Origin of the sequence: Mucilaginibacter lutimaris (genome assembly GCF_042676625.1) — a bacterium.
Taxonomy (GTDB): Bacteria; Bacteroidota; Bacteroidia; order Sphingobacteriales; family Sphingobacteriaceae; genus Mucilaginibacter; species Mucilaginibacter lutimaris.
In genome coordinates, this window is sequence record NZ_JBHTIA010000003.1 from 1,511,193 (window position 1) to 1,525,414 (window position 14,222).

Sequence of the window (14,222 nt, forward strand, 5' to 3'; positions counted from 1 at the left end):
GCGATTGCAGAACTGTAGCGATGGGTATAAAACCCGTCGCTATTTTTATAACATACTCAATTCTGTTTTGCTGCTTTATCCAAACATTCCTGCAAAACTTTGGCGAATTGCTTGTCGTTTGGCGGGGCGAAAATGGTATTGTGTTCTCCCGGAATATCGTGAACGTTTACGCCTTTGAGGGCGAAAGGCTTCCAGCCTAAAAACTTAAAATCGTTCATGTAGAAGGTTTTTTTCTTGGCCCTAAAAAGTTCGATGGTTACATTGACCGGTTCTAAAAGATAGTTCTTTTGCGCGGTGAGGCTCCTGTCGTGTATATCATCGGTGTAAGCCGAGAAGCCTTCTTTTTTCTTTACCTTATCGGGGAACAGTTTTTTAAATACCTTTTGTATTCGGCGACCAACTTCGCGGCTCTTGTACTCAATAGTACGTTTTGGGTCTTGTACAAAAAGCACCGGAGTATATGCCACCTGTTTGATAAACATCCATGTATTATCTATGGTCCGCTTTACCGGCGAGTCGTATCGCTGGGTCTGGTCTGCATAGGTATCAAACATAGCGAGCATCTTTAGGTCTTTGCCCATTGCCAGCATTTGTTTGGCCATTTCATAAGCGATCAATCCACCTAAGGAATAACCTGCAACGGCGTATGGGCCAACCGGGTCGTGGTTGATGATCTCTTCTACATAGTTGGCGGCGATCTCTTCCATTACATCAAGCGGTTCGTCAATGCCATTTAGCCCTTTGGCTTGCAGGCCGTAAACGGGTTGCTCATCGTCCATATTCATGGCAAGGGCGTTAAATAGCAGAACGTTTAAGCCGGCGCCATGTACAATATATAAGGGCATTTTACTACCCTGCGGCTTTATGGGCACCAACGAATCCCAGGTGATGGCTTCGGCATCTATCTCCAAACGCGCGGCCAGTTTTTCTACTGTTGAGTGTTCAAACAAAGTAGCCAGCGGAAGCCGTTTGCCCGTTTCCTGCTCTAAACGGGCCATTATTTTTACAGCCACCAGCGAGCGGCCACCCAGCTGAAAGAAATTGTCGAAGATGCTGATCTTATTAAGACCCATCATTTCTTCCCATATATCGGTAACCAGTTTTTCGTTGCTGGTACGTGGGGCAACATATTTTTCGGACCGGTTTATATGGCTGTAATCGGGTTTGGGCAGGGCTTTCCGGTCTATTTTGCCGTTTGGTGTAGATGGTATAACGTCCATCAGTACGTAATCATCAGGCATCATGTACTCCGGCAATACGGCAAGCAAGGCCTCATCCCATTTATCAAGCATGCTTTTTTCGGGTACTCCGGTTTGGCCCGATTCTAAAACCACGTAAGCTACCAAGCGGGGGATGCCGGGCGTATCTTCACGGGCTATGACAACCGCTTGTTTTATACCTTCCTGTTTACCCAGATTATGCTCAATTTCGCCAAGCTCTATACGGTAGCCGCGCACCTTCACCTGATGGTCGATACGGCCAAGATATACAATGTCGCCATCGGGCTTAAGTTTGCCAAGGTCGCCGGTGCGGTAAATTTTTTCGCCGGGCGTAAAAGGGTTATCTATAAAACGTTCTGCGGTTAGTTCTGGGCGGTTTAAGTACCCCCAGGCAACTCCAACGCCGCCGATGAATATTTCGCCTATTTCACCATTTACAAGATTGTTTTTTTCCTCATCAAGAATGTAAACCTGCGTATTATCAACTGGCCAGCCAATAGTAATATCGTTAGGGTCGGTAATGTGTTTTATGATGGAGTAGATGGTAGTTTCGGTAGGGCCGTAAAGGTTCCAAAGCTCTTTACACAGCGGGATAAGCTTTTCAGCCAAGTCCTTCGCCAATGCTTCGCCACCGCAAAAAACTTTTAAGGGTAATGGCTCGTTCCACCCAACTTCCAGCATCATACGCCAGGTGTAGGGGGTTGCCTGTAAAATTGTAACGCCCTCATTGCGCACAATATCTAACAAAGCACGGCCATCTTTAGCGGTAATGGAATCGGCCATGATGATTTGCGCGCCGCTACACAGCGGCAGGTAAATATCTATCCCTGCAATATCAAACGAAATAGTGGCTACAGCCAGTGTAACGTCTTTTGAGGTAATGCCCGGTGTTTTTTGGAAACTGTACATCAGGTTAACCAGGCTGTGGTGAGCAATCTGCACACCTTTTGGCTTACCGGTTGAGCCGGATGTGTAAAGCACATAAGCCAGGCTTTGGCCGGTTACGTCTACTTTAAGATTTTCGGCGGGATAATTCTTAGAAGCAGTTAGCGCCTCTTCCACCAAAACCTCGGTGGTGTTTGATGCAAAGTGGCCTTTATACTTTGTGGAAGTAATGAGTATGGTAGCTGCCGAATCATCAAGCATAAACTCGATGCGGTCTTTCGGGTATTCAGGATCGAGCGGTACATATGCTGCTCCACTTTTTAATACCGCTAAAAGAGAAATAATAAGCTCTGCGGAACGGTCGAGCGCAATACCGATGATATCGCCGGGTTTAACCCCGTTATTTAAAAGCTCCTGCGCAAGTTGGTTAGCCGTATTATTAAGCTGGCTGTAGGTAAGCGTAGTATCATGAAAGCGCAATGCAATATTCCCGGGGAATGTGGCAGCACTATCCTCTACAAGGCTGTGAAGCGGTTTCTCTTTTGGATAATCAATTGTTGTATTATTTAATACTACTTCCATATGTTTATTAAACCCGGAACTGAATTTATATACCTGTTAATTTAATTAATGTACCGGGAAGCATATTCCCCGTTTTTATACTGTTATTTCCGCAGCGTGTGTATACTTACGTATTAATTGGCGTCCGGATTATGCGGGGTATGAATAAACTTTTTATTCGCGCCCTTTAATTTGAACAGCAATGCCAGCATAGCGAAAAATATTAAAGGTATTTTAAGCACCGCGCCAAGCAACTTATTGTTAAAGAACTGACCAGGTACTGCAACTAATATACCAATGTAGCACAAGGCTGTTGCCGTAAGCCACATTTGCCAGCTTGGGCCAACGCCCGGTGTTAAAAGCGATACCAATAGCATAAACGGCATTAAACCCAGCATTAATATACGGGGCAGGATGGCTGTTTGATAGATCTCGTTAAAATAATCGAAATTGCCATGAACAAACAGCTCTTTAAAGCCCGTTAAGCCATAAGTTTTGAGCAGGTTAAATTGTGCCGATAACCAGCGGCGGCGTTGCTTCTTAAATACTTCGGGGTTGCTTACTTTTTCGTCGAAGATATAAGCCTTATCAGCATAGGCCACGTGGATCTTTTGGCGGGTAAGCACCAGTCCCATTTCTTTATCAAAACCGCCAACGGCATCAATTTGAGCCATGGTTTCCTTAAATAACTTATACTCCAGCACCATACCCGAGCCAATAATGGCTGCCGAGAGTTTAAATACCTGTTGTGCCTTGCGGAAAATGTGGTTGTTAATTTCTTCGCTAATGGCATCCAGTATGGCAACAGGGGTTTCGGTGTTTTTAGCTATACGGTGGCCCTGTATAACCCGGTTACCATCGTGCAGGTAATTGTTTATTTGGTGCAGGTAGTCGGGTGCAGCAACATTGTCAATATCAAATACTACAGCGGCGTCAAAATCCTGGTGTGTGGCGGCTATGGCGGCATGCAGGGCTTTAGATTTTGTGCTGCTCTCAAACACAACTTCAACAACCTGCAAAGGCATGGTTTTTAATTGTTCGATGGTTTCGGGTTGCATCGAATCGGCAATAACACAAACGTGAAATTTATCCCTGGGGTAATCAATAGTTAAGGCCTGCGCGGCAGAACTAAGTATAATGGCATCCTCTTTATATGCGCAAATGTAAATTATAAACTTACTAAAAGATGTTGCAGCAGGAGGGGTGCGCTGTTTTACTAACTTGCCTAAAACAGAGAATACGAAAAGATACAGGCTGTATACACCCAGGTAAATAAATATTAATGTGAAAATTGTGGAGAGGATAAATACAATTATGCCCATATTGAATTTCTATAATGATAATTAAACTTCTGTCTTTTCTGTTTTAGATTTTTCCAGTAAATGGGTAACAATGCTTTTCAATTCGGCATAGCCCAAACTAAATATATCTTTTATAGTGAAATGTAAATGTTTTTTTAAAGCCCAATAGCCAAATATAGCCCCGGCAAAAAAGGTAAATAATGATGCGATAGCAACAGCATAAAGGCTATGAAATATAAAGATGCCTATGAAGTCGCCGGCCACATTAACCACCAGCATTAAAATAACCTTAAGCATATTAAGGTGTGGTTTATTAATGATATCCAGCGTGATGCCAAAAAACCTGTCGATAGGCATTAACATTACATAACACATAAACAGGCGAAAGATATTTACTGCCTCGGTATCCATATATTGTTTGCCAAACAAAATGGTTATAACCGGCCCCGCTATTAAAAAAGCAACAACCGCAATTGGTATAAGCGTAACGGTAAGCATCCCGGCGTATCGTTTCATGATGCTTGCTACTTCAGTTTCGTTATCCTTATGTACCGCGGCAGACAGCTCGGGCATGGCAGTTGCAACACCCGCACGCATCGGTATCTCAAACACCTCCATTAAACGTTGGGGAATGTAGTAAACCGCCAACAATGCCGGATTAAACATTATTTTAATAATAAACGTGTCTGAACTGCGCAGCAGGTACGAACTTATGGATGTGCCCACACTAAACTTGCCAAAATGGGCCAGTTTGCTAATGGTTTCTTTTGTGCGGTATTTTAAGGTGCGGACCTTTGCCCATCCGTTAAATATAGTGAGGAGCGATGTTATAGCGCTGCCCGCGAAATAGGCGTAAACCGCAGTTTGAAAAGATAGTTTGTGTGCGAATATCAGCGTAAGTATAAATGCAAGAAACAGGCCCTGGTTAATAACCTGTAAAATAAGCATGCGGCCAAATTTTTCTTCGGCTTGTAAAATGTATGAGGCTATAGCTGCAGGTAGGGTGGTCATGTAAATAATACCAAACCATTGTATGGTGGTTTCGGCATCGGCGCTTTTGCTGCGGTAAACCAGGTACACTACAGCGTCAACCGCTACAAACACACCGGCTTGCAATAATCCAACATACCATGCCGAACCGGCCACTTCAAACGTCTTTTTTTTACTGGTGCCCGCGTAAAACTTAATAAGCGAGGTTTGTACAAAACCGTTACGAAAGGTATCGGCCAGTAATATGGTAATTAACAGGAATATATAGTTCCCAAAATCGGCCGCGGGGAGGTTATGCGCCATTAACGAGAGCACCAGCATACCAATCACCGGCATGGCCGCACTTGTGGCTAATGATATGGTATGCTTATTTACAAGTTTTTTTAAGTTGGGCATATTGCTTTATACGGCTAAACACGGTCCCAGGTAGCGGTTTTAAAATTATATTTTTTTATAACCTTTGCCGGGTTGCCTGCCGCAACGCAATACTCGGGTATATCTTTTGTTACTACGCTGCCGGCACCAATTACCGCATGTTTGCCAATAGTAACACCGGCCGTAATTACACTGTTGGCGCCTATCCAAACTTCGTCGCAAATGGTAATTTGCTTGGTTACCACATCTTGCTGGCTTGGCGACAATGTAATATCCTCAAACCCGTGGTTAAGGCCCGATAGCACAATGTGCTGCGCAAACATAACATTATTGCCTACAGTTATTGGCGCTATAAAAATGTTGCTAAGTCCAATCCGCGTATTATCGCCTATTTTGATGGCACCTACACCGTTATTTATAACCGTAAAATCTTCTATAACACTATTGGCACCAAGTTCAAAATCATTAAAAGGAAAAAGATCAAGTCGCGATTTAGACATAACGATGGAGCCTTTGGCGCGCTTGTGTATAAAAGGGTTAATAAACCACTTTACCCATAGCCTTGGTGCCGCACGGCGCTGTTGTACTATCATCCAATGTACAAACTTTTTAAGTTTTGGGTTCGACTTTACTACTGTTAGTAACGACATTATAATATTCTTCAGGCGCTTAATTCGGCGCATTGTTTGTCAGCTTGTTCTTTTTGTTCCTGTTTGTCTATCCGTAAGGTAACGCTTAACAGCGCACATGCAAGATAAAATAAAATATTTGACGGGTATTGCACCAGCGCCTGTTGCGGGTAGTTGCCAATATTAAACACAAATATGATCAATATCATCGCCAAGCAATAGATCTTAAGTTCGGGGTTTTTGATGAGGTAATAATTATTGATGCCTGTTTTTAATATAACAAACATCAGGGTGCAAAATAATATTAAACCAATGTACCCCATCTCTACCGCCACACGCACATAACCGCTATCGGGCGGAAATTTTGCCAGGAATGAGTTTGGCGCAAACCGGCGCCCCCATATACCTACCGACCCTAAACCGCCGCCTATAGGGTGCGACAATATATACGGTTTAATACGCCGTTGGTTTTCGGCACGGACGTTAAACGAGGCATCGTCTGAAGGTTTAAAGGCCGTTTGAAAGCGTTTAATGAACTGGTTGGATGTAGGCATAAATATAAGCCCCAATAGTACAACGCCCGCGCCAACCACAAACATCAGTATCTTTTTATTAAAATTAATAATGGCCAGCATAGCCAAAGCAGCGGGGGGTAAAACAAATGCACCCCTTGTACCGGAGTATAGCATCACCAAAAAAAAGAAGGGGATAGCCAAGCCAAGCAGAACCTTTTTATACGTCCTGATCTTGGTGAACATGATGCACATACATAATACCGCGGCCACAACCATATTATAGGAGAACGTAACCGGATCAGGGAAGATGGCAACCTTGCGCAGGTGCCCGTTGATATACAGGAAGCTCAACCTTAAAGGATCTGAGTAATACCAGGCCTTTTCAAACGCGAACAACCCAAAATTCTCCTGCTGGAAACCTGATATTGCCGATAGCAACGCCAGCAACAGCCATAGCTTTACCAGGAATTTAATTTGGGACAAGGTGCGCACCTGGTACACAAATATAAAGTACATCAGCATAATAAAGCCAACGGTACGCACTGTATAAACCCATGCCAGTATTGAGGGAGACGCAGGGTTAAGTACTTCTATAAAATTATAGGCCAGCCAGGCCAGTACAAGATAACTGATAGGATTTTTAAAGTACGACCAATCTTTATCGTACTTAAATTTCAGCAGGAAGCCAAATATGAGCAGGTAAGTTATGGCATCAAGTAAAATGCCGGTAGGGGTATCTGGCGGTACAAATTCAGATACGTAGTTTAAAAAGAACGATACTACCATTAACACCGCAATACCAAATATGGGATATGCTACAATACCCAGTACAACGGGTACACCTACAAACAAGGCTAATAAAGCGCCCGCGGCCAATATGCCAAACATTGATATAGCAACGGCTATAACAACTGCTACAGGCAACAATATTAAAGCAAGCTTTAGTGTAGAAACCCGGCCCGACAATAACCTGCGGGAAAAGTTTACAATAAAGTTGTTATTTGCCTGGTTTTGAATCATTTATTAAAAGAATAATATTTTAGCTGCCCAAACAAATACACCTATAAAGGCAAATACTATTGCTGCTTTACGTGTTTTTTGTTCCAGCGGAGTAAGGTTCTCAAAAACATCGCCCTTTTTTTCTGTGGGTTTTATCCTCATGGCTTATAGAATTAAAGGTTTACAGAAGGTAGATATTGCCAGGGTTGGTTATTAAAACCTGTCTTTTTTAGGATCAGTTTTATTGAGTACCCAGCCGGCAAATTTACTGTTTAAGTTACGCAAATAATCTACATCATCTTTTTGCCATTTGGCAATGCCCTTATTGCTTTCGTAAACAGAAATTACTTTATTAGCAAAAAGCAGCCACTCTTTTGACTTATTGAGCGATGAGAGGGGCGGCGTTTCAATAATAATGATGTCGTACTTGGTCTTAAGTTCGTTAAACCTGCTGCGTATAAAATTTTCATCGCTAAGTTCAAGCAGGGTTACATCGCCGCCATGGTTACCCATAACATTTGTGGTATTGCTAAAGCTTTGGTAGTTATCGGGGTTGTTCTTAAAATAATCTTCTAAATATACCTTGGGACTAACGGTATTGCTTATGGTTGGGTTATCAAAGTTACCATCTATTAACAGCACCTTTTTATTGATCATGGAGTAAGAGTAGGCCAGGCTTATGGCCAAAACCGTTTTACCCTCGTGGTTACTTAGGCTGGTTATGCCCAAAACTTTTTCGCCCCGCAGTTCCTGGTCTACTTCAAAACGGATAGAACGGATCAGCTCTTTAAACAAACGCATTTTATCCCGGTGTTCAACATCCCAAAGTTTTTTAAGATCAAGCGAGCCTAATACCGTGTTAAGATGCCCTAGCAGCGGCAGGTTGGTACGCTTAACCAGGTCGGCAGGTTCTTTTATGGTATCATCCATAAAAAATAAACCAAACAATATTATAACGCAAAACGCGAAGGCGATAATACCGCTTAAAATAATAAGCAGCATTTTTTTAGATGGCTCGGCAGCATCCGGCGTAGCATACTCCGCAAGGCGCAACCTTATGGAAAAGGTTGATTGCAGGTTGGTCTGGTTATATTTGTTCAATACGTCCAGGTATTCCTTACTGGCTATATCAATATCAAAATTGAAGGTTTTTACGTTGGCGTCAAATGGTACAAGGCGCTGAAACTTAGCATTAAGTTCTTTTACCGCGTTGTTAATTGACTGGATACTGTACTTGGCAAGGTCTCTTGTTACTTCAAGCGTAAGCTTCTGTTTAACAAGATCGTCCTTAGCGGTTAAAGGGTTTGTAATATACTTATCTGATGTTTGGTTTATTTGTGCCGAAAGTTTATTGGATAATGAATCTATAGCGGGCTTAAGCTTAGGGTTAAAGCCGCTGCGTACATACCTGTCTGTAAGGATATGTAGCTGGTCCTGCGAGTTTATAACGTCCTGATTATACTTGCTGATGGTGGCTTCGATATATTGACGCTCGCCTGGTTTAAACCTGTTGTTTATTTTTTGAATGGCGCCGTTGTAAGATGCTACGTCTTTTTCGGCCTGTTGTTTACGGTCGTTAAAAACTATGATCTGGTCAAACAGTGATTTTGATTGCTCTTCCAGGTTGAGGATGCCGTTTTTGATCTTGTAATTTTGAAGCGCGGCCGTTTTTTTGTTAAGCGAGTCGCGTTTTTGTTCCAGCAATTTTGCCAGGTAATTAACCGCATCTGTTTCGTTTTGCCTAACAGTATGGGTATAATAATCTATAAACTGCGTACACAATATATTAACAATAAATGCGGACAGTTGCGGGTTATTTGATTCGTAACTTACCGAGATAAAATCGCTATCCTCAGAACGGACAATCAGGAGGTCTTTACGGAGCGAACGCTCATCATACTTCATCGACCGCAATAATTCGTTTAAGCCTTCCTCGTCCTTATTGTAGTAGGATAGGGGCTGCATGTTTTTAAACTTATTGGTAAACAGTTCCACCGCATGTGCACGGGCGCGGGGGTTCATGGTGAGAAATAATTTACTATGCGGTTTAAACGGAACGCTATCGGTAAGATCGTGGAGGATCAATTTGTACGATACCTGATTAATGAGGGTTTTAAGTTTCATTATCTCTATCAGGTTGCTAAATTCGTGTGCTATAGACTGCTCTTTCGTGGCACCTGTTGGGTCGGCATCAAGTAAATGGCGCGACTGATCTACAATACCTGTGGCTATCTGGGCCGTTGATACATATTTATCTGCCAGGTTTTTTACCAGGAAATAAGAGACGATAATGGCCACCAGCGGAATAATGATCAGCAGGTTTTTATGTTTCCATAAAAGTTTAAAAAAGTTCCCTAACTCCATGTTCTATTTAACCTCTTCTAATTTAACACCCAAAATTTCTTCAAGATTGGCTTTAGCCGTTAACATTGCCAGTTCGCTTTGTACTTTAAATGAATTTTGATTGTATAAACTTGTTAAAGATTCGTTATAATCATGAAAGGTGGTCTCGCCTTTCTGAAACGTGTATTTTAATTGTTTAACGGCTATTTCGCCATCGGTAACAGCCCTTGCCCTGTTACGCAGATCGGCCTGTGCTTCAAGGTATTGAAAGTAAAGGCGTTTAACCGTAGCCTCAACGGTTAAGTTATAAGTTTGCTGCTGGTATACGGCAATATTAACATTCTCTTTTGCTACCCGTGTAGCAAAGGGTTTTGATAACAACTGCCCGATGTTTACCGAAAAGCCTATCTGGTAGCCGTTAAAAAATGTAGGGTTGGTAAGGTTAAGAGAATTTTTAGGGCTGTAAATGTATGATGCGGTTATAGCATCCAGCCATAATACTTTTGATTGGGTTAACGATGCCCGCGCTGCTGCAATTTGGGCCTGGCGTACTTTTACCTCGGGGTAATTCTTTTTTGCGGTAGCAATAAGTTTATCCAGAAACGGATAGTTTACCTCATTAACAAAACTTTCCTGGGCGTGCAGGGCTACAGTGCTAAGCAGGAATAATATTAATATATAAAGTGTTTTCAAGGTAATGCTGGTATTTAAACTTTTTCTTTTTGGAACAAGGCCGGTATTGTGCCTATAATGATCTTAAGGTCGAGCCATAACGAGTACTTTTGAGCATAAAAATTATCAAGCTTCTTACGCTCGCGCTCGCTCATATCTTCTTTTCCGCGTTTGCTTATCTGCCATAAACCGGTTAAACCGGCCGGGCCCAAAAAACGCATCGACCATTCGTTAGATGTAAGCATCTCGGCCTCATACACTGGTAAAGGCCTGTTACCCACTACCGACATATCGCCTCTGATGATGTTAAACAGTTGCGGCAATTCGTCTAAACTGCTGCTTCTTAAGAAGCTTCCTAATTTGGTTATACGGGGGTCGTTCTTAATTTTTACAAAGGCCGATTTAGATGCGCCCTCTTCTTCGGCTGCATACTGGTTATCCGTTATGGCCATTTGCGCTAAGAGCTGGTCGGCATCGGTACGCATGCTGCGGAATTTGTAAAAATCGAAAACTTTGTAGCCCGTACCCACACGTTTGCTTTTATAAAATATAGGCCCTTTAGAGTCGAGTTTTATAGCTATGGCAACAATGGCCATAACCGGTAAAAGGCATATGAACATGCCCCCGGCAATAAATAGGTCTAAAAAGCGCTTGCCAAAAGGCATTTTATACGTGGTATCCACATGTACCGATAACTCAAGCAAGCGTGGTTTTATCAGCTTAAACTTAACCAGAAAGTTTAAACGCTCACGCAGGTCTGATGTGGCAAAGGGATAGGTGTAAAAATCGTGCAGCTTCATCTGCATGGCTTTTTGCACCAGCTTTTTATCCTTACGGGTAGATAGCATAACGATGATCAGACCGTTCATCAAAAAGTTTTGGCGAAGGCGTTTAACCAGTTCAAAGCACTCCTCATCTTTATCAACCTCCACCAATATAATATCTGGTATGGTTAGTATAGATTGATTGCCGAGGTAAGCCTCAAGTTCGTTAAGTGTATCGTTAAAATCTATCTGAAAGTTTGCCAGGTCGTTAGCAATCAAGTCCTTCAATTCCAAACCCGCGTATGCAATCCTGATCTGCGAATTAGAATTTTCGTTCCAGTCAGTCGCTGTCTTGTTCGTCATAAACTTTTAAGGCTTGATTAATGGCAGTTTTTAAGGTAGTAGGGTTAAAGGGTTTATGCATATAGGCATCAACCTTAAAGGGCATGTTAGCAACCTGCTCGTCAAGGTCATGCGCTGCCGAGAGCATAATAACAGGTATGTCGCGGTAAAAGCCGCTTATTTTAACATTTTTCAGGAAAGATTGTCCGTCAAAATAAGGCATTTGTAAATCAGAAATTATAAGTTTTGGCATGTTGCCATCCTCTAACCAGCTAAAGGCTTCGATACCGTTGTTCTTTACAACAATCTCATAATCTTTAGACAAGATAAAATTGAGCAACTTTAAAATACTCAAATCATCATCAACAATCAATAAAGTTTTTTTCATGCCCATCAATCGTGGTTTCGGTTATAAATATGATATTTTAATATTAAACCACAGTTAAAAATATCATGCCAATTATACACCCTGCTGTTGTAAACCGCACCAAACATTTATAAAACAGCATACTACGTAAATTATTGATTTAGATTTATAGTTTAAAAGTAAGGGTAAAAAAGTCGATACTGAATTAAATTCCCCATTTCGGGTAGTGTTTGTTGACAAATTCCGTCAATGTGGATTATTTTTAAATATCTTCTGCTAAGTTTACGCAGCAGTTTTAAATAGGTTTCAAGGTTATGCAAAAATATTTTGTAGGTATTGATTTAGGCACTGGCAGCACAAAGGCCGTAGCCATTGATATTGCCGGTAACACCCTTGCCACCGCCCAAAGTTATTACCCAACAAGTAACCCCAAGCCCGGCTATAGCGAGCAAGATCCCGATCTGATATGGAGGGCATTATTGAATTGCATCAGTAAAATAACCACTAACTTAAATGCGGCCCCTGTTGCCATAAGCTTTAGCAGTGCAATGCATAGTATAATGCCGGTTGATGAGCAGGGAAATGCCCTTGCTGATGCGATGTTATGGGCAGATGCACGAAGTGGCGAAATAGCGCAGAGGATACGCGAAAGCGTAGATGGTGAAGATTTGTACAGGCACACCGGAACTGCCATTTATGCTATGTCGCCCTTTTGCAAACTGATCTGGTTACTGATGAATGAGCCCGGTTTGTTTAACAGGGCCTTTAAGTTTATATCCATTAAGGAATATATTTGGTTTAAACTTTTTGGTGTTTTTGAGGTGGACTACTCCATTGCATCGGCCACGGGCATGTTTGATGTATTGGAGTTAAACTGGTACGTAGAGGCGTTAAACATTGCCGGGCTTGTACCTGCTCACTTATCTGTACCTGTTAATACAGATCATAAACGATATCTGTCTTCAACGGGAATTTTACCCGGCATAGGTACCGATACAGCTTTTATTATTGGCGCAAGCGATGGTTGTTGCGCTAACTTAGGCGGCAATGCTGTTAGGCCCGGCATAGGTGCGCTAACCATTGGCACAAGCGGTGCTGTTAGGGTAGGCAGCAAAACCCCGGTTTATAATTACGACGCCATGACGTTCAATTACCTGCTCAACGCCAATACCTTTATATGCGGCGGCGCGGTTAATAATGGCGGCGCGGCGGTAGACTGGCTATTAAAGGATTTCCTTAAAATGGAAACTGTATCTGCCGAAAATTATCAATATCTGTTTAAGTCGATAGATACTGTTAAACCGGGTAGCGATGGCCTGGTGTTTTTACCTTACCTATACGGCGAACGTGCGCCTGTTTGGGATGCCAAAAGCTCCGGGGCGTTCATCAATATTAACTTTAAGCATCAGCAGCAGCATTTTTTAAGGGCGGCTTTAGAGGGTATTTGCTTTGCATTAAATGATGTTTTAAACGCCGTTGAAAACCAGGCGGAACCTATAAAGGAGATCGTTATTAGCGGCGGGTTTATAACATCGGCAACATGGGTGCAAATGCTGGCAGATATCACCGGTAAAAAGCTAATAGTGCTGCAAGGCGGCGATTCATCTGCTATGGGCGCAATTTATTTGGCTATGGAGGCTCTTGGTGTAGACATTGATCCCATATTAAGCAGGGAGGCAAAAGACAGGGTAGAGATTGAGCCTAACCCCGAAGCTTTTGCTATATACCATAAGATATTTCCGGTTTATAAAAAATTATACAGCCAAATCAAGTCATCTGTATATCAACTGCACGACCTTAATACTTAAAGGATCATTACGCCGGGTTTATTTACCACCGGCAATTTTATAAAGTTATCATCTATAATGCTTTCCGGCAGGAATATAAACTTTTTGTCGAAGATCTCGCGGCCAATGTAATAACTTAACCAGTACTCGTTATTTAGCCCGAATGTTTGCTCATCTATAGGTTCGATAAGTTTGTATGAGTTAGGTTCGATAAGCGGGAATGAGTGGCGTAGAATAGAAGTTTTCACCTGCTCGCCATCTTTTTCACCATAACCTTTTGATGTTACCAGTACATTCTCTAACGGAACGTTTTTAAGATTGATAAGGTACACATACCAAACCTTGCTTTCGGCGCTTTCATTTTCTAAGGCAACTGCAACCGCTATATCTTTAACTACGTTAGGTGGAAGATCTTTTATCATGTTAATATGGTGAGTGGTTGATTAGGTGAGTAGTGAATGGTTATCAAAAT

General features: G+C 42.2%; 12 protein-coding genes. 1 reads left to right on the top strand and 11 read right to left on the bottom strand.

All coding sequences use genetic code 11. The features are described from left to right. Positions 1-56: 56 nt before the first annotated feature. From ACFQZI_RS07700 to ACFQZI_RS07745, 10 genes are all read right to left on the bottom strand, one after another. A complete protein-coding gene (locus tag ACFQZI_RS07700; protein ID WP_377140653.1) occupies positions 57-2,687 on the bottom strand; it encodes a non-ribosomal peptide synthetase in 2,631 nt (876 codons plus the stop codon). A gap of 113 nt (positions 2,688-2,800) precedes the next feature. Continuing rightward, positions 2,801-3,988, bottom strand: a complete 1,188-nt coding sequence (locus tag ACFQZI_RS07705) for a glycosyltransferase (RefSeq protein WP_377140656.1) — start codon at positions 3,986-3,988, stop codon at positions 2,801-2,803. Positions 3,989-4,009: 21 nt separating this feature from the next. Then, entirely contained in the window at positions 4,010-5,353 is a 1,344-nt protein-coding gene (locus ACFQZI_RS07710) for an oligosaccharide flippase family protein (protein ID WP_377140658.1), read from the bottom strand. 14 nt (positions 5,354-5,367) lie between these two features. Then, complete coding sequence (locus ACFQZI_RS07715) at positions 5,368-5,982, bottom strand: acyltransferase (protein WP_377140661.1); 615 nt, start codon at positions 5,980-5,982, stop codon at positions 5,368-5,370. An 11-nt stretch (positions 5,983-5,993) separates the two neighbouring features. Continuing rightward, on the bottom strand, positions 5,994-7,496 hold the full coding sequence (locus ACFQZI_RS07720; protein ID WP_377140664.1) for an O-antigen ligase family protein: 1,503 nt from the start codon (positions 7,494-7,496) through the stop codon (positions 5,994-5,996). Positions 7,497-7,499: 3 nt separating this feature from the next. Beyond that, the gene (locus ACFQZI_RS07725) at positions 7,500-7,637 is read right to left on the bottom strand and encodes a hypothetical protein (RefSeq protein ID WP_377140666.1); all 138 of its coding nucleotides are present in this window, start codon (positions 7,635-7,637) and stop codon (positions 7,500-7,502) included. 51 nt (positions 7,638-7,688) lie between these two features. Next, positions 7,689-9,839 (bottom strand): exopolysaccharide transport family protein, encoded by a 2,151-nt coding sequence (locus ACFQZI_RS07730; RefSeq protein WP_377140669.1) that lies wholly within the window; start codon positions 9,837-9,839, stop codon positions 7,689-7,691. Between the two features lie 3 nt (positions 9,840-9,842). Then, positions 9,843-10,511 (bottom strand): TolC family protein, encoded by a 669-nt coding sequence (locus ACFQZI_RS07735; protein ID WP_377140671.1) that lies wholly within the window; start codon positions 10,509-10,511, stop codon positions 9,843-9,845. Positions 10,512-10,525: 14 nt separating this feature from the next. Further along, positions 10,526-11,617, bottom strand: a complete 1,092-nt coding sequence (locus ACFQZI_RS07740) for a sugar transferase (protein ID WP_377140674.1) — start codon at positions 11,615-11,617, stop codon at positions 10,526-10,528. After that, positions 11,595-11,984, bottom strand: a complete 390-nt coding sequence (locus tag ACFQZI_RS07745; protein ID WP_377140677.1) for a response regulator — start codon at positions 11,982-11,984, stop codon at positions 11,595-11,597. The genes ACFQZI_RS07740 and ACFQZI_RS07745 overlap by 23 nt, the downstream gene beginning before the upstream one ends. Positions 11,985-12,277: 293 nt before the next feature. Between ACFQZI_RS07745 and ACFQZI_RS07750 the strand changes: the two genes are divergently transcribed. Next, the gene (locus tag ACFQZI_RS07750) at positions 12,278-13,771 is read left to right on the top strand and encodes a gluconokinase (protein WP_377140679.1); all 1,494 of its coding nucleotides are present in this window, start codon (positions 12,278-12,280) and stop codon (positions 13,769-13,771) included. Here the strand turns inward: ACFQZI_RS07750 and ACFQZI_RS07755 are convergent. After that, positions 13,768-14,172 (bottom strand): hypothetical protein, encoded by a 405-nt coding sequence (locus tag ACFQZI_RS07755; RefSeq protein WP_377140682.1) that lies wholly within the window; start codon positions 14,170-14,172, stop codon positions 13,768-13,770. The two genes, ACFQZI_RS07750 and ACFQZI_RS07755, sit on opposite strands and share 4 nt — an antisense overlap. Positions 14,173-14,222: the final 50 nt, after the last annotated feature.

Coding starts and splice junctions, on each gene's coding strand:
- ACFQZI_RS07700 (WP_377140653.1), bottom strand. CDS start 2,687: ATGGAAGTAGTATTAAATAATACAACAATTGATTATCCAAAAGAGAAA.
- ACFQZI_RS07705 (WP_377140656.1), bottom strand. CDS start 3,988: ATGGGCATAATTGTATTTATCCTCTCCACAATTTTCACATTAATATTT.
- ACFQZI_RS07710 (WP_377140658.1), bottom strand. CDS start 5,353: ATGCCCAACTTAAAAAAACTTGTAAATAAGCATACCATATCATTAGCC.
- ACFQZI_RS07715 (WP_377140661.1), bottom strand. CDS start 5,982: ATGTCGTTACTAACAGTAGTAAAGTCGAACCCAAAACTTAAAAAGTTT.
- ACFQZI_RS07720 (WP_377140664.1), bottom strand. CDS start 7,496: ATGATTCAAAACCAGGCAAATAACAACTTTATTGTAAACTTTTCCCGC.
- ACFQZI_RS07725 (WP_377140666.1), bottom strand. CDS start 7,637: ATGAGGATAAAACCCACAGAAAAAAAGGGCGATGTTTTTGAGAACCTT.
- ACFQZI_RS07730 (WP_377140669.1), bottom strand. CDS start 9,839: ATGGAGTTAGGGAACTTTTTTAAACTTTTATGGAAACATAAAAACCTG.
- ACFQZI_RS07740 (WP_377140674.1), bottom strand. CDS start 11,617: ATGACGAACAAGACAGCGACTGACTGGAACGAAAATTCTAATTCGCAG.
- ACFQZI_RS07745 (WP_377140677.1), bottom strand. CDS start 11,984: ATGAAAAAAACTTTATTGATTGTTGATGATGATTTGAGTATTTTAAAG.
- ACFQZI_RS07750 (WP_377140679.1), top strand. CDS start 12,278: ATGCAAAAATATTTTGTAGGTATTGATTTAGGCACTGGCAGCACAAAG.
- ACFQZI_RS07755 (WP_377140682.1), bottom strand. CDS start 14,172: ATGATAAAAGATCTTCCACCTAACGTAGTTAAAGATATAGCGGTTGCA.